This window comes from Gordonia jinhuaensis (assembly GCF_014639795.1).
In the GTDB taxonomy this organism is placed as follows: Bacteria; Actinomycetota; Actinomycetes; order Mycobacteriales; family Mycobacteriaceae; genus Gordonia_B; species Gordonia_B jinhuaensis.
The window spans coordinates 32,800-52,678 of sequence record NZ_BMGC01000001.1; the positions used below are offsets into that span (position 1 = coordinate 32,800).

Sequence of the window (19,879 nt, forward strand, 5' to 3'; positions counted from 1 at the left end):
AACGCTGAACTGGTACGAACTCAGTCGTCGGCCATCGACCCGGGTGCGGTCTTCTGCACCTGCATCAGGAACTCGACGTTGTTCTGGGTTTTGCGCAGCTGACTGATCAGCAGGTCGATGGCCTGCTGGGAGTCCAGACCCGACAGCACGCGACGGAGCTTGTGGACCACCGCGAACTCGTCGGGCGCCATGAGCAGTTCGTCCTTACGGGTGCTCGACTGGTTGACGTCCACAGCCGGGAACACCCGGCGGTCGGCGATCTTGCGGTCGAGTTTGAGCTCGGCGTTGCCGGTGCCCTTGAACTCCTCGAAGATCACCGTGTCACCGGTCGAACCGGTCTCCACCAGCGCCGATGCGATGATCGTGAGCGAGCCGCCGTTCTCGATGTTGCGTGCCGCACCGAGGAACCGCTTGGGCGGGTACAGCGCGGTGGAATCGACACCACCGGAGAGGATGCGTCCGGACGCCGGCGAGGCGTTGTTGTAGGCGCGGCCCAGGCGGGTGATCGAGTCCAGGAGGACCACGACGTCCTTGCCCTGTTCCACCAGTCGCTTCGCGCGCTCGATCGCCAGCTCGGACACCGAGGTGTGATCTGACGGCGGCCGATCGAAGGTCGAGGCGATGACCTCACCCTTGACCGAGCGCTGCATGTCGGTCACCTCCTCGGGACGCTCGTCGACGAGCACGACCATGAGGTGGCATTCGGGGTTGTTGGTGGCGATCGCGTTCGCGATGTCCTGCAGAATCGTGGTCTTACCGGCCTTCGGCGGGGACACGATCAGTGCACGCTGCCCCTTGCCGATCGGCATGATCAGATCGATCACGCGGGTGTCGAGGCGTTCCTTGGTGGTCTCCAGGCGCAGACGCTGATTCGGGTACAGCGGCGTGAGCTTGTTGAACTCGGGACGCTTACGCGCACTCTCGACGTCCATCCCGTTGACGGTGTCCAGGCGGACCAGCGGGTTGAACTTCTGACGCTGATTCTGCTGCTCGCCCTCGCGAGGCACCTTCACCGCGCCGGTCACCGCGTCACCGCGACGCAACCCGTTCTTGCGCACGAGGTTCATCGACACGTAGACGTCATTCGGCCCGGCGAGGTAGCCCGACGTACGCACGAAGGCGTAGTTGTCGAGGACGTCGAGGATGCCGGCGACGGGCGCCAACACGTCGTCGTCGGAGACCTGGGTGTCGTTGCCACCGGAGGAATCACGGTCGCGCCCACGGCGACGTTCGCGGAAGCGACGACCGCGGCGACCCCGCGAGCCGCCCTCGTCGTCGTCGCGATTGTCGCGATTGTTGTGGTGGGCCCCGTTGGAGCTGTTCGACGACCCGGAGTCGTTGCCGCTGCGAGTGCTGTCGCCGTCACCGCGGTTGTTGCTCTCCCCGCGGTTGTTGTCACCGCGGTTGTTGTCACCGCGAGTGTTGTCACCCCCCCGGTGGTTGTTCTCGTTCCGGTTGTCGCGGTTGTTGTCACCCCGATCGCGACGGTCACGCTCGCGACGCGTCCGGTTGCCCGACTCCCCACGCGCACTGCCCCGCGTCGCGTCGGCGTCGTCTGCGGTATCGGTGGCCTGCTTGTCGGTGTTGCGCTTGTCAGTGCTCGGCTGATCGGTGCCCGACTGATCGGTGCGCTGCGGATCACGGGCAGCGGACTTCTCGGCCCGAGCGTCCTCGCCGCGCGCGGTCGGCGCATCGTCGGCGGACACTGCCTTGTCGGCGCCACTGTCGGCAGCACTCTTGTCGGCACCCGACTTCTGTGCGGGAGCCTCACCCACACCGTCGATGCTGGTCTGACCCTCGGGCGCAGCCGCGCGACGGGTGCGCGCCGGCCGGGTCGAGGTCGCCGCGGTGGCGGCGGGACCGGAGCTCTGACGCTCCTGGATCGCGGCGATGAGGTCGCCCTTGCGCATCCCCGAGGTGCCCTTGATACCGAGTTCACCGGCGAGCGAGCGCAGTTCGGTGAGCACCATCCCCGAGAGCCCACTTCCACCGCGCCGACGCGGTGCGGCCGGGGATTCGGTGTCGACGGCGGGTGTGGTGATGAGGTCCGTATCCGTCACGGATATCCTTTCGTTCCTCTGGTGGCGACACGCCGGCAGAGGGTTCTTCTGGTGTTCCACGATGCGCGGGGTTTCTGTGCCCACCTCGCCGTACACGGGGTCAGTGGTGATGGCGCCGTGAACGCTGGAACGAAGTCACTGGGTCTGGTTTGCGCAATCCGCTCGGGGGGCTGAGAGGCCGATCGGGCAGGTCTGGAAATCCTCAGTTGGACGAAGATTCCTTCAGACGAACACGCCGTCGGCGACAATCACTCGAGAGTTCCGAATTGGGTACCGGCTCGTGAGCGGATGTCACGCCCGGCGGTCGGGCAGCTTGCGCGGCTAGACGGATACATGCTAACCATCTGCGCCAAATACAGCAACAACGGCGAGCGGGCGTGTCATTCCCCGCCCGAACCGAGTGCGGAAGCGGCCATGCCGTGACGCCGAGATGTCAGACGATCGAGACACCGTCGGCGATCGGCGGCTCGACCACCGAAAAGCCCAGGCGGGCGGCCAGTTCACCGGCCGCTGGCGGCAGTGACTTCCAGCGAAGCACCAGCACCGTCGGCCCGGCTCCCGAGATCACCGCGGCCAGACCCATCTGACGTAACCCGGCGACGAGTTCGGCACTCGGACGCATCACGGGGGCACGGTAGTGCTGGTGGAGCCGGTCTTGTGTTGCGGCGAAGAGACATTCCGGGTCGCGCGAGAGCGCGATGACCGCCAGCGCCGAGCGGGACACGTTGAACACTGCATCGGCGCGCGCGACGGAGTCGGGCAGCAGCCCACGCGTCACGCTGGTCGAGGACTCGACGGCGGGCACGAAGGCCGACACCGCGAGGTCGTCGTGCAATGGGATCGATCGAGCGAAGTACCTGCACCCACCCGCGGAGGCCTCGGCTGCCGAGTCCGCACCCGATGCGGCCGATCCTGCGTCGGCCACCTCGGTCCACGACACCACCGCACCACCGAGCACGCTGGCCGCGGCGTTGTCGGGGTGACCCTCGAACTCGCTCGACAACTGGATCAACTCATCGTGACCGAATCGCGGTGCCACTCCGGCCGCTGACACCAGACCCGACGCGGCGGCCAATCCCCCCACGGCCGCGGCCGCGGACGAACCGAGTCCCCGCGAGTGGGGGATCCGGTTGACGCAGCGCACATGCAGCCCGGGGGCCGACACACCGGCCACATCGAGTCCACGGCGCAGGGCGCGGACCACCAGGTGCGCCTCGTCCAGCGGGACACCGCCGGCACCCTCCCCGGTCACCTCGACGGTCAGTCCCTCATCGACCACCGTGACGTCGACATCGTCGCTCACGCCCAAAGCGATTCCGAGACAGTCGAATCCGGGTCCGAGATTTGCCGAGGAACCGGGTACGCGCACGGAGGTCGACGTGCCGACAGGCAGCACCGCGCCCACGGTCAGCCGAGACCGAGTGCGCGGGCGACCGACACCGGGTCGACCGGGATCGCCTCGACGGTGGGGATGCCCGCCAGCGCCGTGTCGGGATCCTTGAGACCGTTGCCGGTCACCGTGCAGACCACCGTCTCGCCCGGCTTCACCCAGCCGTCGGCATGCGCGGCCAGCAGACCCGCCACACTCGCCGCCGACGCCGGCTCCACGAACACGCCCTCATGCCCGGCGACGATCCGGTACGCCTCGAGCAGCTTCTCGTCGGTCGCGGCGCGGAAGACCCCGCCGGACTCTTCCTTGGCCGCCACGGCCTGGTTCCAGCTGGCCGGCGAACCGATACGGATGGCGGTGGCGATGGTCTCCGGGTTCTTCACCGGTGCACCGTTGACCAGCGGCGCGGCACCGGCCGCCTGAACCCCGAGCATGCGCGGTCGCGACGTCGACACACCGTCGGCGTAGTACTCGCTGTAGCCCTTCCAGTAGGCGGTGATGTTGCCGGCGTTGCCCACCGGCAGCGCGTGCACATCGGGGGCGCGCCCGAGCACGTCGACGATCTCGAACGCCGCGGTCTTCTGCCCCTCGATACGAGCCGGATTGACCGAGTTCACCAGCTCGATCTCATCGAACTCCGCGGTCGCCTTGCGAGCGAGTTCGAGACAGTCGTCGAAGTTGCCCTGAACCTGAATGATCTTGGCCCCGTGCATCACCGCCTGGGCGAGTTTGCCCATGGCGATCTTTCCCTCGGGGATCAGCACAGCACAGGTGATCCCGGCGCGGGTGGCGTAGGCGGCTGCCGACGCCGACGTGTTACCGGTGGAGGCACACAACACCGCACGCTTACCACGGGTCACCGCATCCGAGACGGCCATCGTCATCCCGCGGTCCTTGAACGATCCGGTCGGATTGAGACCCTCGACCTTCAGGTAGACCTCGCATCCGGTGAGCTCGGACAGGTACGGCGCGGGCAGCAGCGGCGTGTTGCCCTCCTGCAACGTCACCACCGTGAAGTCCGGGCCCACCGGCAGCCGATCCCGATATGCCTCGATCAGACCGGGCCAGCCCGGGTGGGCCTGTGCCCTATTCATCTGTGACCTCCAGTCGAAGAACACTCGACACATTGCGTACCGAGTCCAGATCTTTCAGCGCCTCAACAGTTTTCGACAGAGCCGAATCCTTGGCGAAGTGTGTGACCACCACGAGCCGGGCGTCCTCACCGGCACCCTGCTGACGCACGGTCGCGATGCTCACGTCACGCTTGGAGAACTCACCGGCCACCGCGGACAGTACGCCCGGACGATCCGCGACGCGCATCGAGACGTAGTAGCGGGTGTTGATGTCGCCGATGGGGGCGATCGGCAGCGAGGCATAGGTCGACTCCAGCGGACCGCGGCCACCGAAGACCCGGTTGCGGGCGGCCATCACGGTGTCGCCGAGCACCGCCGACGCCGTGGGTGCACCACCGGCACCCTGCCCGTAGAACATCAACCGTCCGGCGTTCTCGGACTCGACCACCACGGCGTTGAAGGCACCGCCGACCGAGGCCAGCGGATGATCGAGCGGGATGAGCGCGGGATAGACCCGCGCCGACACGCGCTCGTGGCCCGCGCCGTCGTCCACGCGTTCACAGATCGCCAGCAGTTTCACGGTGCAGTCGAGTTTGCGGGCCGACTCGAGATCGGCGGCGGTGACGTGTGTGATGCCCTCGCGGTAGACGTCGGCGGCGGTCACCCGTGTGTGGAAAGCGAGCGATGCGAGGATGGCCGCCTTCGCCGCCGCGTCATAGCCTTCGACGTCGGCCGTCGGATCGGCCTCGGCGTAACCGAGTCGCCCTGCCTCGGCGAGGACCACGTCATAGTCCTGCCCGTCGGCGGCCATCGAGGAGAGGATGAAGTTGGTGGTGCCGTTGACGATTCCGGCAACCCGGTTCACCGAGTCGCCGGCCAGGCTCTGCATGAGCGGGCGGATCACCGGGATCGCGCCGGCCACGGCGGCCTCGAAATACAGGTCGACATTGGCCTTCTCGGCGGCCTGCGAGAGCTCACCGGTGTACTCGGCGAGCAGCGCCTTGTTGGCGGTCACCACCGACTTCCCGTGCTCGAGTGCGGCATTGATCAACTCACGCGCAGGATCGATACCACCGATCAGCTCGATCACGATGTCGACGTCGTCGCGGACCACGAGCGCGGCCGGGTCGTCGGTCAGCAGCTCGGTATCGATGCCACGATCACGCGAGGTGTCGCGCACCGCAACACCGACCAGTTCCAGTCGGGCACCCACCCGGGCACGCAGGTCCTCGGCGTTGCGCTGCAGGATCTGCACCACCTCACTGCCGACATTGCCCGCCCCCAGCACGGCGACACCGATACGGTCGGTGCGGCGCCGAGACAGATCGGCATGGGCCGCATCGGATTCCACCGCTGTGCGGGCGGAATCCGGTGTGGTCTGTGTCATTGCTGAACCTCCAGGCTGAGCAGATCCTCGACGGTCTCGCGGCGCAGGAGCAGACGCGACTTCCCGTCTTTGACGGCGACCACCGCGGGACGGGGTGCCATGTTGTATCGGTTGGACATCGAGTAGCAGTACGCGCCGGTGGCAGCGACCGCGAGCAGATCCCCTGGCGCGGTGTCACCGGGGAGCCAACAATCGCGGACAACGATATCGCCACTCTCACAGTGCTTTCCGACTACCCGACTGACCGCCGCGGGACCGTCGGAAACACGGGAGACCAGTCGGACGTCGTATTCGGCGTCATAGAGCGCGGTGCGGATGTTGTCACTCATCCCGCCGTCGATCGAGACATATCGACGCTGCCCGCCGGCACCGAGGGAGACCTCCTTGGTGGTGCCCACCCGGTAGAGCGTCACCGTGCCCGGTCCGGCGATGGCCCTGCCCGGTTCGACGGCGAGCGTCGGTACCGGCAGACCCACGAGTGTGGATTCGGTCTCCACGATCGATCCCAGTTTTGCGGCGACGTCGGCCACCGGCGGCGGATCGTCGCTGGGGATATAGGAGATGCCCAGTCCCCCACCGAGATCCACCGTCTCCAGCTGTGCGGTCTTCTCGACACCGAATTCGTCGACGATCTCGGCGAGCAGTCCGAGCACACGGTGCGCGGCAAGTTCGAACCCGTCGAGGTCGAAGATCTGCGAGCCGATGTGACTGTGCAGTCCGACCAGTCGCAGGTTGTCGGTGGCGAACACACGGCGCACCGCCTCCATGGCGACCCCACCCGACAGCGAGAAACCGAACTTCTGGTCCTCGTGTGCAGTGGCGATGAACTCGTGGGTATGCGCCTCCACGCCCACGGTGATACGCACGAGCACGTCGGCGACAACACCGCGATCGGCCGCGAGGGCGTCGAGCCGGTCGATCTCGATCAGTGAATCCAGCACGATGTGGCCCACCCCGGCGTCGAGCGCCGCAGCAAGTTCTTCGGAGGATTTGTTGTTGCCGTGCAACGCGATTCGCTCCGCCGGAAATCCTGCTCGCAGCGCGACCTCGAGCTCACCGCCGGTACACACATCCAGCGACAGTCCCTCATCACGCACCCACCGGGCGATCTCCGAGCACAGAAAAGCCTTGGATGCGTAGTGCACCCGGCCATACGGGCCGAAGGCCGCACGCATGTCCGCACAGCGCGAACGGAAGTCGTCCTCGTCGATCACGAACAGCGGTGTGCCGTACTCGGCCGCGAGCTCGTCGACCGACACACCGGCCAGTCGCACCACGCCGTCGGCGCCACGGCTGGCGTTGCGCGGCCACACCGCTGCGGGCAGCTGCGCCAGTTCCTCAGGGGCGTTGGGACGTTCGGCCAGATGCGGTGCGGCGGGCACCTCGGCGTGGCGAGGCCCGGCGGGATGGGCGTTCACATCCGCTCCGGTGCGCTCACGCCGAGCATGGCCAGGCCGTTGGCCAGGATCTGTCGGGTCGCGTCGCACAGTGCCAGCCGCGCCGAGTTGACGTCGGTGACCTCCTCATCACCCTGGGGCAGCACCCGGCACTTGTCGTAGAAGCGGTGGTAGGACCCTGCCAACGTTTCCAGATATCGCGAGACACGGTGTGGCTCACGGAGTTCGGCAGCCGTGCGCACCACCTCGGGGAAGTCGCCGAGAGTGCGGATCAGCTCGCCCTCGGCCGGATGGTCGAGCAGCTCGAGGTGTTGGGTGGAGGCCGAGATGCCCAACGGGGCGGCGTTACGCGAGATGGCCGACAGCCGGGCATGCGCGTATTGCACGTAGTACACCGGGTTCTCATTCGACTGGCTGGTCAGCAGATCGAGGTCGATGTCGATGTTCACGTCGACCGAGGAGCGGATCAGCGAGTAGCGGGCGGCGTCGACCCCCACCGCGTCGATCAGATCCTCCATGGTGATCACGGTGCCGGCGCGCTTGCTCATCCGGACCGGCTTGCCGTCGCGCACCAGGTTCACCAGCTGACCGATGAGCACCTCGACGGTGTTCGGATCGTCACCCAACGACGCCGCGGCGGCCTTGAGTCGCTTGACGTAGCCGTGGTGGTCGGCGCCGAGCATGTACAGGCACAGGTTGAAGCCACGATCACGCTTGTCGCGGTAATAGGCGATGTCACCGGCGATGTAGGCGGCTTCGCCGTCGCTCTTGATGACCACACGGTCCTTGTCGTCGCCGTAGGCGGTGGTCCGCAGCCACCAGGCGCCGTCCTTCTCGTAGAGGTTGCCGTTGTCCTTGAGCTCGGTGACCAGCCGGTCGACCAGACCCGACTCGAACATCTTGTTCTCGTGGGTGAACACGTCGAAGTCGGTGCCGAAGGTGTGCAGCGTCGACTTGATCTCGTCGAACATCAACGCGACACCGCGCGACCGGAACTCCTCGACCCGCTCGTCGTCGGGGAGGTCGAGGATGTCGGGCTTCTGCGCGACCACCTGTGCAGCGATCTCGCTGATGTAGTCGCCGCCGTAGCCGTCCTCGGGGGTCGGCAGCCCTCGCGCGGCGGCGTCGAGCGATCGGGCGAATCGGTCGATCTGCGCGCCGTGATCGTTGAAGTAGTACTCGCGCGTCACGTCGGCGCCCTGGGCGGTGAAGACGCGACCGAGGGCATCGCCGACAGCCGCCCAGCGCGTGCCGCCGAGGTGGATCGGGCCGGTGGGGTTGGCGGACACGAACTCGAGGTTGACCACGGCGTCCGCCATCAGATCGCCGTGTCCGTAGTCGGCACCCGCCTCGAGGATCGCCGAGACGATGGTGCTCTGCGAGGCGGCCGAGAGCCGCAGGTTCACGAATCCCGGACCGGCGACGTCGGTCGCGGCGATGTTGTCGGCGGTGGCCAGCTCGTCGGCCAGCCAGCCGGCGAGGTCGCGGGGGTTGACACCGGCCTTCTTGCCCAGACGCAACGCCACGTTGGTGGCGTAGTCACCGTGGTCGGGGTTGCGCGGTCGCTCCACGTCCACCGTGTCGGGCAGCAGTGTCTCGTCCAGTCCGTGTTCACGGAGGACGTTTGCGGTTGCGCCACGTATCTGCGCTGCGAGATCGGCAGGAGTCACGGTCATCCATCCTATTGATTCGCAGCCGGAGGCGGCGTCCCGGGTCTGCTGCCACGGCGTCGGCCGACCCCGCGATGTCTCAGCTGCGCGAATACTCCGATGCGACGCGGATCTGCTCGGGGCTCGGGGTGACGCCCGTGTACAGCGTGAACTGGGCCGCAGCCTGCAGCGCGATGACGGCGTCTCCGCTGATCACGGGGATATCGCGGGCGCGGCCCGCACGAACCAGCGGTGTCTCGGCGGGCATCGCGACCACGTCGAACACGCCGAGTGCATTGTCGACCACGGCGACATCGAAGGGCAGGTCATTCGCGGCGGGTCCACCGGCCATCCCGACCGGCGTCGCATTGACGAGCAGCCGCGGCGAGGCGTCGGACAGCTCGGTGCGGTGGACGAAGCCGTACTGACCGGCCAGCGCCTGACCCGTCTCCGGGTTGCGGGCGACCACGGTCACATCGGTGAACCCGGTGTCGCGCAGTGCCGCGGTCACGGCCTTCGCCATTCCACCGCTGCCGGCGACCGCCACCGGCCAGGACGTGTCGAAATCGTTCTCATCGTCGGCGAGTAGGTCGGCCACCGCTTGGTAGTCGGTGTTGTAGGCGCGCAGGAGGCCGTCATCGTTGACGATCGTGTTGACCGAGGAGATCGCCGACGCCGACGGCTCCAGCACGTCCACGAGCTCGATGACGTCCTCCTTGTACGGCATCGACACCCCGGCGCCTCGGATCCCGAGCCCGCGGATCCCGGTCACCGCCGCCACGATGACGGTGGGAGCGAACGCCTTGTAGACGTAGTTGAGACCCAGTTCGTCGTAGAGATAGTTGTGAAAGCGTGTCCCGATGTTCGACGGACGCGCTGCCAGCGAGATACACAGGACAGTGTCACGGTCGAGGCTGCGCTCGTGGCCATGTGTCATTTGCCCGACTCTACTCATCGGGAGTGCACGTGAGAGAACGTCACGACGCCGACCGACGCCCGCTGGGACTCGACGATGACACGACCTCGTGACGACGTTCGACGGGTCTGTTCTCCCCGCGGCGATGTCCGCGGTACCCGCACCCGCCGTCACGCCGGCGGGTTGTGTCTCCTCATCGGGGTCTCCGCATTGCGCGTGGGATGCCCGACGGAACTGCCAGTGCCACTGATGGATTCGTGATGTGCGGGCTCAGTGTCCCGCCTGGGCTGTGGATGCAAAGGCCACCAGCCGACCCACCAGAACCTCAGGGCAATCGGGGCCATTCGCCGACGGAGCGGTGCACCTGAACCGAACACGGTGGGTTGCCGGGACAGAGCAGAGCAGCGAGCACGCCTCTCGCATTCATTCCTCGCTCAAGGCCGTCCGGTAACGATCCTTTTACTCGATGCGATCTACTGGGCACATGCATGTGGTGTGGCGTTCGGAGAACCCACGCGTGATCGCGACAGCTCACCTGGTCGCGGTCCTGCCACGCGGCGGCTCGAGACTCGGGCCGACCCGCCGTCTCGATCACCGTCTCGATCATTCGACACCTCGCCAGATACGGGCACATCGTGCACGTCACAGACGAACCACTTCACACGCGAACAGGAGAACATCATGGGCAGTACAGAATTCATCCAGTGGGTCAGCGAGGGCTACCTGGCCGGGGACCCCGTCCGCTCGGCGTTGTTCCGGTGGTGTTCCTGGCTGTAGGCGCCTGGAGCCTGCTCACCGGAGCGCCGATCGTCATCTGAGCCGGAAGCCGCGGCGCGCCAAGTCATGTGATTGTGCCCCCGGTAGGATTCGAACCTACGGCCTTCTGCTCCGGAGGCAGACGCTCTATCCCCTGAGCTACGGGGGCTCTGGGCGGGCATCAGCCTATCGCATCGCGCCGATCATGACCGAATCGGCAGGTCACGGCGTGGCGAGAAGAGTTCCGCTCACCCTCACGCGCGATCCGCTCTCCCCGCGCAGCACCTGCAGCTGCGCGGGGATGCGGGCGCGCAGCTCGTCGACGTGGCTGACCACACCCACCACACGTCCACCCGAGCGCAACTCGTCGAGCACACCCATCACCAGATCGAGGGCTTCGGGGTCGAGGCTGCCGAACCCCTCGTCGATGAAGATGGTGTCGAGCACCCGACCTCCACTCTCCGCGGACACCACATCGGCGAGCCCCAGGGCCAGCGCCAGCGAAGCGAAGAAGGTCTCACCGCCGGAGAGTGTGGTGGCGGCGCGGACCACACCGGTGTAGCCGTCACGGACCTCGATACCCAGGCCACCACGACGCCCACGTGGGCCGACCGCATCCGAATGGGCGAATTCGTAACGGCCTGCGGACATCTGGAGTAGACGAGCAGAAGCTGCGACCAGTACCTCCTCCAGCCTCGCCGCCAGTACATAGGACCGCAGCGTCATCTTCTTGGCATTCGCACCACGACCGGCGACCAGTTCTGCCAGACCGGCCAGCTCGGCGTGCTTGGCCTGCAACGGGGCGAGTACGTCGAGCGCGGCCCAGAACTGCGACCGGAAATCGGCGGTGTCGGCCAGCCGCTGCGCGGCGACGCCGTGTCGCGCCGCCGCATCATCGGCGCGGGTACGCGCCGCCGCGGCGAGTGCCTCGAGTGCGGCGACATCAGCGGCCTCGCCCTCACGCGCACGGGCGACCTGTGGGTCATCGACGGTCTCTTGCGCTGCAGCCCTCATCTGAGCAGCCTCGCGCAGGCGTCGGTCCCACTCGGCGATCTGACGGTCGTCGGCGGCCGCGTCACGCAGGGCTGCGACGTCGCCGAAACCGGCCTCGGCACACCGTGTCTGCAGCCGGATCGAGAGATCGTGATGGGTTCGGATGGCCTGGCGCGCTGCCCGACGGGTATCGCGCACAGCTGACGCCCGCGCGCACAGCAGCGCGAGATGTTCGCGACGCTCGGTCACCGACATGACCCCGCCGGTCGCCTTGCGGACGACGTCGTCGAGTTCGGTCAGATCGGCGCGAGCACCTGCGATCCGTTCCTCGAGGGTGGCCAGCTGTGCGTGCGCCTCGCCGATGCGCGCACGCAGCGCTTGCGCATGATCATCGAGCCGAGTGATCTCCCGCTCGAGCACATCAGCCTGTGCCGCAACAGCTTCGGCCTCGGACAATTGAGCGTCCAGAGCTGTGAGCCGCGCGGTGACCTCGGTCGCGATCGCCCCACCGATGACATCGTCGAGACCCTCGCGGCGATCGAGGAGAACACGTAGTTCGGCATCGGCTGCCGCCGAGCGATCGGCCGCGCTCCGCTCGGCCTCCACAGCACGTGACTCCTCGGCGTCGCCGACCCGTTCGGCGTCGTCGGGGTGCATCGCGGGCTGTGGGTGCACCAACGAACCGCACACCGCACACGCCTGCCCGTCGACCAGTTGCCGTGCGAGCTCGGCGGCCATGCCGGCGATACGGCGCTCCCGCAGCCGCACGAGCGTCTCGCGGGCATTCAAGTGGAAGTCCTTGAGCGCCAGGACTTCTCGCTCCTTCTCGGAGATCGTCGCGATCAGGGATTCTCGCGACGACAACGCGGCGGCGACGGATTCGACCTCGCGACGTTCGGCTGCCAGCACGGGAACGCGTGCGCCGGCCCGGGTGGCCTCGGTCAGTGTCGCGACCAGCTCGTCACGGCGCACCGGGAGTGCCGTGAGCGCCGTGTCATCGTCGGTGATCCGACGCTGGAGCCGGTCGATCTCGGTCACCATGTTCTCGATGTCGGAGATCATCTGCGGCCGCATGCTCACGCGGCGCGCGAGTGGCTCCCACCTGCCCGATTCTGCGGTCCATTCGGTGATGGCGCGATCGATCGCGGAATCGTCGTCCGCATGCCCGGCGGTATCGGGTTGACCGTCGCCGTCAGCAGCATCATCGATCTCGGGCGACCACACGAGACCGGCGCACAGCTCGTCACCTTCCGGCAGCTCGATCAGCGGCGTCTGTGCTCGAACCCGCGCCGCCTCAGCCTTCTCCCCCGCGGTGAGCGCGGCATCGACATCGTCGGCCAGCGGCACCAGTACCGCCGCTCGCCGGGCCGCGGCGAGGGACTGATCGACAGCGGCGAGCATCGGCTCGGCCTCACGCAGCGCGACCAGTCGAGCCGCCGCCTTCTCACCGCGCCCGCGCAGGTCGTTGTGCGTGCGGCCGGTGTCGAGCGCCTCCTGGGCCTGACGTGCGGCGGTGCGAGCAGCGGCCAGTTCGGCCGCGACGCCACGTTCGTCATCTTCCATCGCAGACAGCCGCGAATCGGCCCAGTCCATATCCGGCTCGGCCGGCACCTCGCCGCCGCTGACCGCGGCAATCTGCCCGGCGAGCCTGTCCACCGCGTCGGAATGCTGTGCGAGCAACGCCGAACCGGTGCGCGCCCGGTCGCGTAGCCAATTCTCGAGATCACCGAATCGGGCGGTGTCGAACAGCTTCTCCAGCAGCTGTTCACGCTCGTCGTTCTGAGCCCGCAGGAAACGCGCGAAGTCACCCTGGGGCAGCAGCACCACCTGGAAGAACTGATCGGCACTCATCCCCAGCAGGCCGGTGACGGCCTCACCGATCTCGGGCAGGCGGGTCAGATCAGGGCGCGATCCATCGAGCCACACCAGGGTGGCGCTGGCATTGGTCTTGGTGGTACCGCTACCGCGCTTCTTGGGTCGCACGTATTCGGGCGAGCGGCGGATGCGCACTCGCCGACCACCGATGGTCGCCTCAAGGGTGACCTCGGGGACCGCCTGCGGATCGGCGTGATCGGAATGCAGCCGGCGGTGGGTGTCACGAGCGCCGGGTACTCGTCCGTACAACGCGAAGGCAACCGCGTCGAGGATGGTGGTCTTGCCCGCGCCGGTCTGGCCGTGCATCAGAAAGAGTCCGTCGCAACCGATCTCGTCGAAGTCGATCGAGACCTCGTCGGCGAACGGCCCGAACGCGCGGATCCGCAGGTGGTGCAGTCTCATGCCGACGCGGCCACCTCGGTGATCTCACCGGATCGCTGCGAGAGGATCTCCTCGGGCTCGCTCGCCACCGCCGTCAACCCGGCCGTGATCAGCGCCCGCTCGGCGTCGGATGCGGCGTCGCGCATGTCCTCGACGAATGCCTCGACGATCTCGATGTCGTTGCGGTCGCGGACCCGTGCCCGGTAGTCGAGTCCGCCCTCGCGTTCGGGCGGGGCCCACTGCACGTGCACCGCATGCGGAAAACGCGCGCGCAGCTGACGCATCGCGTCGATCGGACGGATCGCGTCGGTGAGCGTGACCTCCACGTAGTGCTCCTCGGCGGCGGCGAAGTCGGCCGCGGTGAGGAGCTCGTCGAGAGTGCCGGTCAGCGAACTCAGTCCGCGGATCACCGGCAGGTCGTGGCGCGTCACACGCACCGGGGCATGCCCCTCGATGTCGAGGATCCACACAGCCTTGTGGTCGCTGCGTTCCCCGAACGAATACGGCAGCAGCGAACCGCTGTAACGCACTTCGTGCGTGATTTCCTGGGGTGAATGCAGATGCCCGAGTGCGACATAGTCGACATCTGAGAAAGTCGATGCCGCAACGGTTTCCACACCACCCACACTGATCGAGCGCTCGGAACCGCCCGCCTGCGCACCGACCACGAAGGCATGCGCGGCCACCACCGACCGCAGCGGGACGTCGGCGTGTGCGCGGCGCTCGGCGAGGTCGGCACGGACCAGATCCATCGCGGCCCCCAGCACCTCGGCGTGACTGCGCGCGGTCTCGACACCGACATCACGCCGCGCGGTGTCGGGTTCGAGATACGGGATACCGTAGATGGCCACCGACGTGTCTCCCTCCGACACCACCACCGGCTCGGTGATGCCGGCGATCGAGGTGCGCAGGTGGAGTCCGCCGGCGGCGGCGAATGCCGAACCGACACCCAGACGCGTGGGCGAGTCGTGGTTGCCGGAGGTGACCACGAGTTGCGCTCCGGCCGAGCGGATACGGGCCAGCCCCTCGTCGTACACCGCGACTGCGCCTGCCGAGGGTACCGAGCGGTCGTAGACGTCTCCGGCGACCACCACGACGTCGATGCCGGCAGCCGCAACCACGTCGGCGATCGACTCCAGGGCGGCACGCTGATCGTCGAGGAGATCGACACCGTGGAAGGTACGTCCGAGGTGCCAGTCCGAGGTGTGCAGGATCCGCATGCGACAACCGTAGGGGTGCCCACCGACAGAACCGCGCAAGGCAGGGCGGCGTGTGGGGTCCCACCGCGCACCGCTGTGGATACTGGACACGGTGGTGACCACCGAACACTCCCCACTGACCCGGCAGCACACCGGGCACCGACTCGGGCTGCGCGCGGTATACGGGATGATCGCAGCCGGCATCGCGCTGGGCGTCGGCGAGCTGCTCGCCGCCGTCGTCGACCCCGCCTCCTCGCCTTACCTCAGCGTCGGCAACGCCATCATCGACCACGTGCCGTCGGGGCCGCGCGAATTCGCCATCGACACCTTCGGCACCTCCGACAAGAACGTCTTGCTCATCACGATGGCGGTGGTGATCACCATCGCCGCCGCCATCGCCGGTGTGCTCGAACGCAAGCGCGCACCCGTCGGCAGCGCACTGTTCGCCGCAGCCGGGGTGTTCGGGATCATCTGCGCGACGAGTCGACCAGGCGCCCACTGGGACGCGGCGGTGCCGACGCTGCTCGGTGTGCTCTGCGGCATCGCATTCTGCGGCTGCCCTTCACCCACCTGTCCCCGGCACCGACGGCCTCGACGGGTCCGAACAGCAACGATGACCAAGCCTCGCCTTCGGATTCCCCATCGCCCGACACCTCGGGTACCACCATCGCGAGCGCCAACCGTCGATCGGTGCTGCGCGCCATGGGGTTCGGGGCGATCGTCGCGGCAGTCACCGGCTTCGGTGGTCGCGCGCTGAGCCGCAGCCGCACCGACCTCGGAGCGGACCGCTCGCAATTCACCGTGCCGCGTGCCACCAATTCCCTTGCGCCGATTCCCGACACCGCCCAGCCGGGCATCTCCCCCTACATCACCCCGAATGCCGACTTCTACCGCATCGACACCGCACTCGAGCCGCCGCGACTGCGCAGCACCGACTGGTCGCTGCGGATCCACGGGATGGTCGACCGCGAGATCCGCATCGACCTCGCCGACCTGCAGCGCATGCCCGCGATCGACAAGTTGGTGACCTTGACGTGTGTGTCCAACGAGGTGGGCGGCGATCTGATCGGCAACGCCCGGTGGACCGGGTACCGACTGGCCGACCTCCTGGCGATGGCGCACCCGCACGCCGACGCCGACATGGTGCTCTCGCGCAGCTCCGACGGTTTCACCGCCGGGACCCCGCTGACCGCGATGACCGACGGCCGCGAGTCGTTGCTGGCCGTCGCGATGAACGGGCAGCCGCTTCCCGTGGAACACGGATACCCCGCACGGCTCGTGGTGCCCGGACTCTACGGCTACGTCTCGGCCACGAAGTGGGTGGTGGAACTGGAAGTCACCCGATTCGACCGTGCGACGTCGTACTGGGTCGACCGGGGCTGGGCGGAGAAGGGCCCGATCAAGATGAGTTCCCGTATCGACACGCCGCGGTCGGGTTCTTCGATCCGCCCCGGGATGGTCACCGTCGGCGGAGTGGCATGGGCCCAACAGCACGGCATCGACCGCGTGCAGGTCCGCGTCGACGACGGGCCCTGGAACGACGCCGTGGTCGAGCTGCCCGACGACATCGACACCTGGCGGTTGTGGCGGTGGAACTGGCAGGCCACCTCCGGCAGCCATGCGCTGTCGGTGCGCGCCTTCGACCACAACGGCGTGGCGCAGTCCACGTTGACCGCGTCACCGATCCCCGACGGCGCGAGCGGCCTGCACCGCATCTCGGTCACGGTGCGCTGAGACGGCCCCGGCCGGTTCAGACGGACCGGTGTTCAGACCGGGCCGGTGTTCAGACCGGGCGGGCGAATCCGCACAGCCAGCCGGTAAGCAGCTCGAACGCCGAACGCGCGGCATCGTCGTCGCGATCGCTGAGCCAGCCGTAGAGGATCCCGTCGACCCACTGCAACGCAGCACCGACCACCGTCGTCAACGGAACCGTCCACGTCATCGCCGAGGCCTCGGCCGCCGCCTGCAGGAACTGCGCGACGAAATGTTCGGCGATGCGATTCTGCCGCTCCCCGATCCCGTGCAGCGGTGAGCCCGGTTCGGCGCGAAACGACATCACCATCGATTCGCTGTGCAGGATCCATCGATCGGGGAATTCGGCGATCTTGCGCCACACCGACAGCATGGTGGCGTCGAGGCGGTCGGCCAACGCCTGCGCGCCGATGCCGGCCGGTTCGGCCATCGACCTGAGCACGTCGTCACCGGTGAACGCCTCGAGCTGTTCGGTGATGATCCGCTCGATGAGCGCGGCCACCAGCGCGTCCTTGCTGTCGAAGCAGTAGTGGACGATGCCGAAGGAGACGTCGGCCTGGTCGGCGACGGCGCGGACGGTGACCGCATCGAGTCCCTGGCGCAGTGCCAGCGACAGCGCCGCGGAGACCAGCTGCTCGCGGCGCTGCTCGGCGGACAGCCTGGTCAACATGGGGACAGTAGACGCGTCGGAGTGCTGCACGTCAACTCCGGTCCCCGTGCTCGGCCGCTCGGGCTGCACACACCCGGGACTGCGGTCACCTCTGCGTCCTCCGCTCGTGACCTGTCAGGCCTCCACCGCTCCGCCGATCGGCCGTGACGTGTCGGCGCGGGCGGCAGCCGCCGACTGGGCCGCGACGCCCAGATGGCGAGGCCGGGCGAAGAACATCGCGGCGACCACGCCGATCAGCAGCACCACGCCGGGCAGATAGAGGGTCTGACCCATCGCCTCGGAGAACGGTGACCGCACGAACTCGGGAAGCCGACCCGAGATGTGATCGGCCGAACCACTCAAGCCGGGGAGTTCGTCGGCCAGCCGCGTCTGCAGCAGCGCACCGACCGCAGCACTGCCCAGCACCGACCCGATCATTCGGGTGGTGTTGTAGACGCCTGATCCCGCGCCGGCCTGCGACATCTGGAGGTTGCGCGTCGCGGTCGCCGCGAGCGGCGCCCAGATACCCGCGCTGGCGACACCCATCAGGAAGTTCGGGATCAGCAGCAACCAGACCGGTGTCTCCGGCCGTGTGATGATGCCCAGCCAGATCACCGACCCCGCCATCAGTGCCATCGCCGACCCGATGATCAGACGCGGGTGCAGCCGGTCGACCAGTCGCCCGATGATCGGCGCGAGCACACCGGTGGCGACAGCCATCGGCACCATCATCAGTGCACTCTGCGTGGGCGACATGCCGCCGACGAGCTGCAGGAAGAACATCGTCGGAACCATCATCCCCGACACCGCGAAACCCATTGCGGCGATGCAGATGTTGGACAGGGTGAAGTTGCGATCAGCGAACAGCGACAACGGCAGCAGCGGTTCGGTGCGGACCTTCGACTCCCACCAGATGAACAGAGCCATCACCACGAGTCCACCGATGATCAGAGCCCAGATCCAGCCCGACCAGTTGTACTTCTCGCCGTCCTGGATGCCGAAGACGAGCGCGAACATGCCGACGGCACTGAGGATCACACCGACCCAGTCGAACGAATGGTTGCGCGTGGGGATGTTGGGCACGAAGATCTGCGCCAGCACGATGCCGACGATCCCGACCGGGATGTTGACGAAGAAGATCCACTCCCAACCGAATGCGTCGGTCAGGATCCCGCCGAGCAACGGGCCCACGAGGGTCGCGACACCGGCGACCGTGCCCCACACGCCCATGGCGGCGCCGCGCTTCTCGGGCGGGAAGATCCGGGTGATGACCGACATCGTCTGCGGGGTGATCAACGCCGCGCCCAGTCCCTGGACCGCGCGCGGCGATCAGCATGCCGATCGAGGTCGACAGACCGCACCACAGACTCGCTGCGGTGAACACCACCAGTCCGATCTGCAGGATCAGTTTGGGGCCGTAGCGATCTCCGAGACGTCCGGTGATGAGCAGCGGCACCGCATAGGTGAGCAGATAGGCGCTGGTCACCCAGATCACGCCGTTGAAGTCGGTGTGCAGCGACTCCTGGATCTTCGGCTGCGCGACCGCGACGATCGTCATGTCGACGAGGATCATGAAGAACCCGAAGCAGATCGCTCCGAGCGCCAGCCAGGGGCGCGTCGTCAGCGGCGCCTCGGTGGGAGCTGAGGTGGACATCGGGTCAGCCTTTCGTGGAGTCCCGCGGTGCGGGTTGGTCATGCGGGTGCGGTGAACTCGAGTCCGGGGCGCGCTCATTCTGGGCACGCAGGTCGCCGGCGCGGAAGTCCGGATCGTCGGTCCACACCATCGCGCCGGTCGACATGGCCTCGACGAGCTCCTCGAGCCAGCCGATCTGCGCGGTCAGCGTGGTGATGCGGACACCGAGATCGAGATAGAACAGTTCGGGTTTGCCCGCGGCGAGCAGTGTGTGACGCGCGCCGGTGATGTCGTCGAGTTCGGAGCGCATCGCGTCCAGTCGCTGCGCGAGCATCTCCAGAACGGTCCGACGGTCCAGCTCATGCGCCTGGGCCACGGCGAGGAACAGCTCCGGGTACTCCTGTTTGCTCGACGCGAGCATCCCGGCGACGCGGTCGGTCATCGCCGCCACGCCCGCATCGGTGGTCTCGTAGAGGGTGCGTTCGGGCCGGTTTCCCTGGCGTTCCACATCGGCCACCCGGATCAATCCCATCTCGGTGAGCCGGTCGACCGCGTGATAGAGCGAGCCGGGTCGGACGTTGGCGAACCGGTCCTCATGCCGTGCGATCAGCGTCTGCACCATCTCATAGGGGTGCATCCGGGATCTCTCGTTGAGCAGGCCGAGAACCAGAACCGACAGCGGGTTCAGCCCGCCACGTGAACACTCCATCGGCTTCCCTCCTCCTGCGTTCGGGAACCGCATTCGGCGAACCCGTGACATTCCTCGCGG

At 67.5% G+C, this 19,879-nt stretch carries 13 protein-coding genes, 1 tRNA gene and 1 pseudogene; 2 read left to right on the forward strand and 13 right to left on the reverse strand.

From position 1 onward, the window contains the following. Positions 1-20: 20 nt before the first annotated feature. The 10 genes from rho to IEW22_RS00205 all read right to left on the reverse strand — a co-directional run bounded on the left by rho (position 21) and on the right by IEW22_RS00205 (position 15,097). Positions 21-2,060: a transcription termination factor Rho gene (gene rho / locus IEW22_RS00160; protein WP_188584567.1), complete on the reverse strand. Its 2,040-nt coding sequence runs from the start codon at positions 2,058-2,060 to the stop codon at positions 21-23. A gap of 433 nt (positions 2,061-2,493) precedes the next feature. Next, positions 2,494-3,471 carry a homoserine kinase gene (thrB, locus tag IEW22_RS00165; RefSeq protein ID WP_373284114.1) on the reverse strand — a complete coding sequence of 326 codons (978 nt, stop codon included), beginning with the start codon at positions 3,469-3,471 and terminating at the stop codon, positions 2,494-2,496. After that, a complete protein-coding gene (gene thrC, locus IEW22_RS00170; RefSeq protein WP_188584569.1) occupies positions 3,468-4,544 on the reverse strand; it encodes a threonine synthase in 1,077 nt (358 codons plus the stop codon). The genes thrB and thrC overlap by 4 nt, the downstream gene beginning before the upstream one ends. Then, entirely contained in the window at positions 4,537-5,910 is a 1,374-nt protein-coding gene (locus IEW22_RS00175; RefSeq protein ID WP_188584570.1) for a homoserine dehydrogenase, read from the reverse strand. Before IEW22_RS00175 ends, thrC begins: the two co-directional genes overlap by 8 nt. Next, positions 5,907-7,328, reverse strand: coding sequence for a diaminopimelate decarboxylase (gene lysA / locus IEW22_RS00180; protein ID WP_188584571.1), 1,422 nt, complete (start codon positions 7,326-7,328; stop codon positions 5,907-5,909). Before lysA ends, IEW22_RS00175 begins: the two co-directional genes overlap by 4 nt. Continuing rightward, positions 7,325-8,977 carry an arginine--tRNA ligase gene (argS, locus tag IEW22_RS00185; protein ID WP_188584572.1) on the reverse strand — a complete coding sequence of 551 codons (1,653 nt, stop codon included), beginning with the start codon at positions 8,975-8,977 and terminating at the stop codon, positions 7,325-7,327. The genes lysA and argS overlap by 4 nt, the downstream gene beginning before the upstream one ends. Before the next feature lie 79 nt (positions 8,978-9,056). Beyond that, positions 9,057-9,893, reverse strand: a complete 837-nt coding sequence (locus tag IEW22_RS00190) for a shikimate 5-dehydrogenase (protein WP_188584573.1) — start codon at positions 9,891-9,893, stop codon at positions 9,057-9,059. Between the two features lie 831 nt (positions 9,894-10,724). Then, positions 10,725-10,797, reverse strand: a tRNA-Arg gene (locus IEW22_RS00195). A gap of 53 nt (positions 10,798-10,850) precedes the next feature. After that, complete coding sequence (locus IEW22_RS00200) at positions 10,851-13,898, reverse strand: AAA family ATPase (protein WP_188584574.1); 3,048 nt, start codon at positions 13,896-13,898, stop codon at positions 10,851-10,853. Continuing rightward, positions 13,895-15,097 carry an exonuclease SbcCD subunit D gene (locus tag IEW22_RS00205; RefSeq protein WP_188584575.1) on the reverse strand — a complete coding sequence of 401 codons (1,203 nt, stop codon included), beginning with the start codon at positions 15,095-15,097 and terminating at the stop codon, positions 13,895-13,897. Before IEW22_RS00205 ends, IEW22_RS00200 begins: the two co-directional genes overlap by 4 nt. A 91-nt stretch (positions 15,098-15,188) precedes the next feature. On the opposite strand from IEW22_RS00205, the gene IEW22_RS20435 reads away from it, so the two are divergent. Further along, positions 15,189-15,833, forward strand: a complete 645-nt coding sequence (locus IEW22_RS20435) for a hypothetical protein (protein WP_308421333.1) — start codon at positions 15,189-15,191, stop codon at positions 15,831-15,833. Further along, positions 15,767-16,810, forward strand: coding sequence for a molybdopterin-dependent oxidoreductase (locus IEW22_RS00210; protein ID WP_308421334.1), 1,044 nt, complete (start codon positions 15,767-15,769; stop codon positions 16,808-16,810). The genes IEW22_RS20435 and IEW22_RS00210 overlap by 67 nt, the downstream gene beginning before the upstream one ends. 49 nt (positions 16,811-16,859) lie before the next feature. On the opposite strand, the gene IEW22_RS00215 is transcribed toward IEW22_RS00210, so the two are convergent. The 3 genes and pseudogenes from IEW22_RS00215 to IEW22_RS00225 form a co-directional block, all read right to left on the reverse strand. Beyond that, entirely contained in the window at positions 16,860-17,498 is a 639-nt protein-coding gene (locus IEW22_RS00215; protein WP_407066589.1) for a TetR/AcrR family transcriptional regulator, read from the reverse strand. 114 nt (positions 17,499-17,612) lie between these two features. After that, positions 17,613-19,131, reverse strand: a pseudogene (locus IEW22_RS00220) (MFS transporter). 4 nt (positions 19,132-19,135) lie between these two features. Beyond that, the gene (locus tag IEW22_RS00225) at positions 19,136-19,819 is read right to left on the reverse strand and encodes a PadR family transcriptional regulator (protein ID WP_188584577.1); all 684 of its coding nucleotides are present in this window, start codon (positions 19,817-19,819) and stop codon (positions 19,136-19,138) included. Between the last annotated feature and the right edge of the window lie 60 nt (positions 19,820-19,879).

Coding starts and splice junctions, on each gene's coding strand:
- IEW22_RS00190 (WP_188584573.1), bottom strand. CDS start 9,893: ATGACACATGGCCACGAGCGCAGCCTCGACCGTGACACTGTCCTGTGT.
- IEW22_RS00205 (WP_188584575.1), bottom strand. CDS start 15,097: ATGCGGATCCTGCACACCTCGGACTGGCACCTCGGACGTACCTTCCAC.
- IEW22_RS00175 (WP_188584570.1), bottom strand. CDS start 5,910: ATGACACAGACCACACCGGATTCCGCCCGCACAGCGGTGGAATCCGAT.
- IEW22_RS00225 (WP_188584577.1), bottom strand. CDS start 19,819: ATGGAGTGTTCACGTGGCGGGCTGAACCCGCTGTCGGTTCTGGTTCTC.
- IEW22_RS00215 (WP_407066589.1), bottom strand. CDS start 17,498: ATGTTGACCAGGCTGTCCGCCGAGCAGCGCCGCGAGCAGCTGGTCTCC.
- thrC (WP_188584569.1), bottom strand. CDS start 4,544: ATGAATAGGGCACAGGCCCACCCGGGCTGGCCCGGTCTGATCGAGGCA.
- IEW22_RS00200 (WP_188584574.1), bottom strand. CDS start 13,898: ATGAGACTGCACCACCTGCGGATCCGCGCGTTCGGGCCGTTCGCCGAC.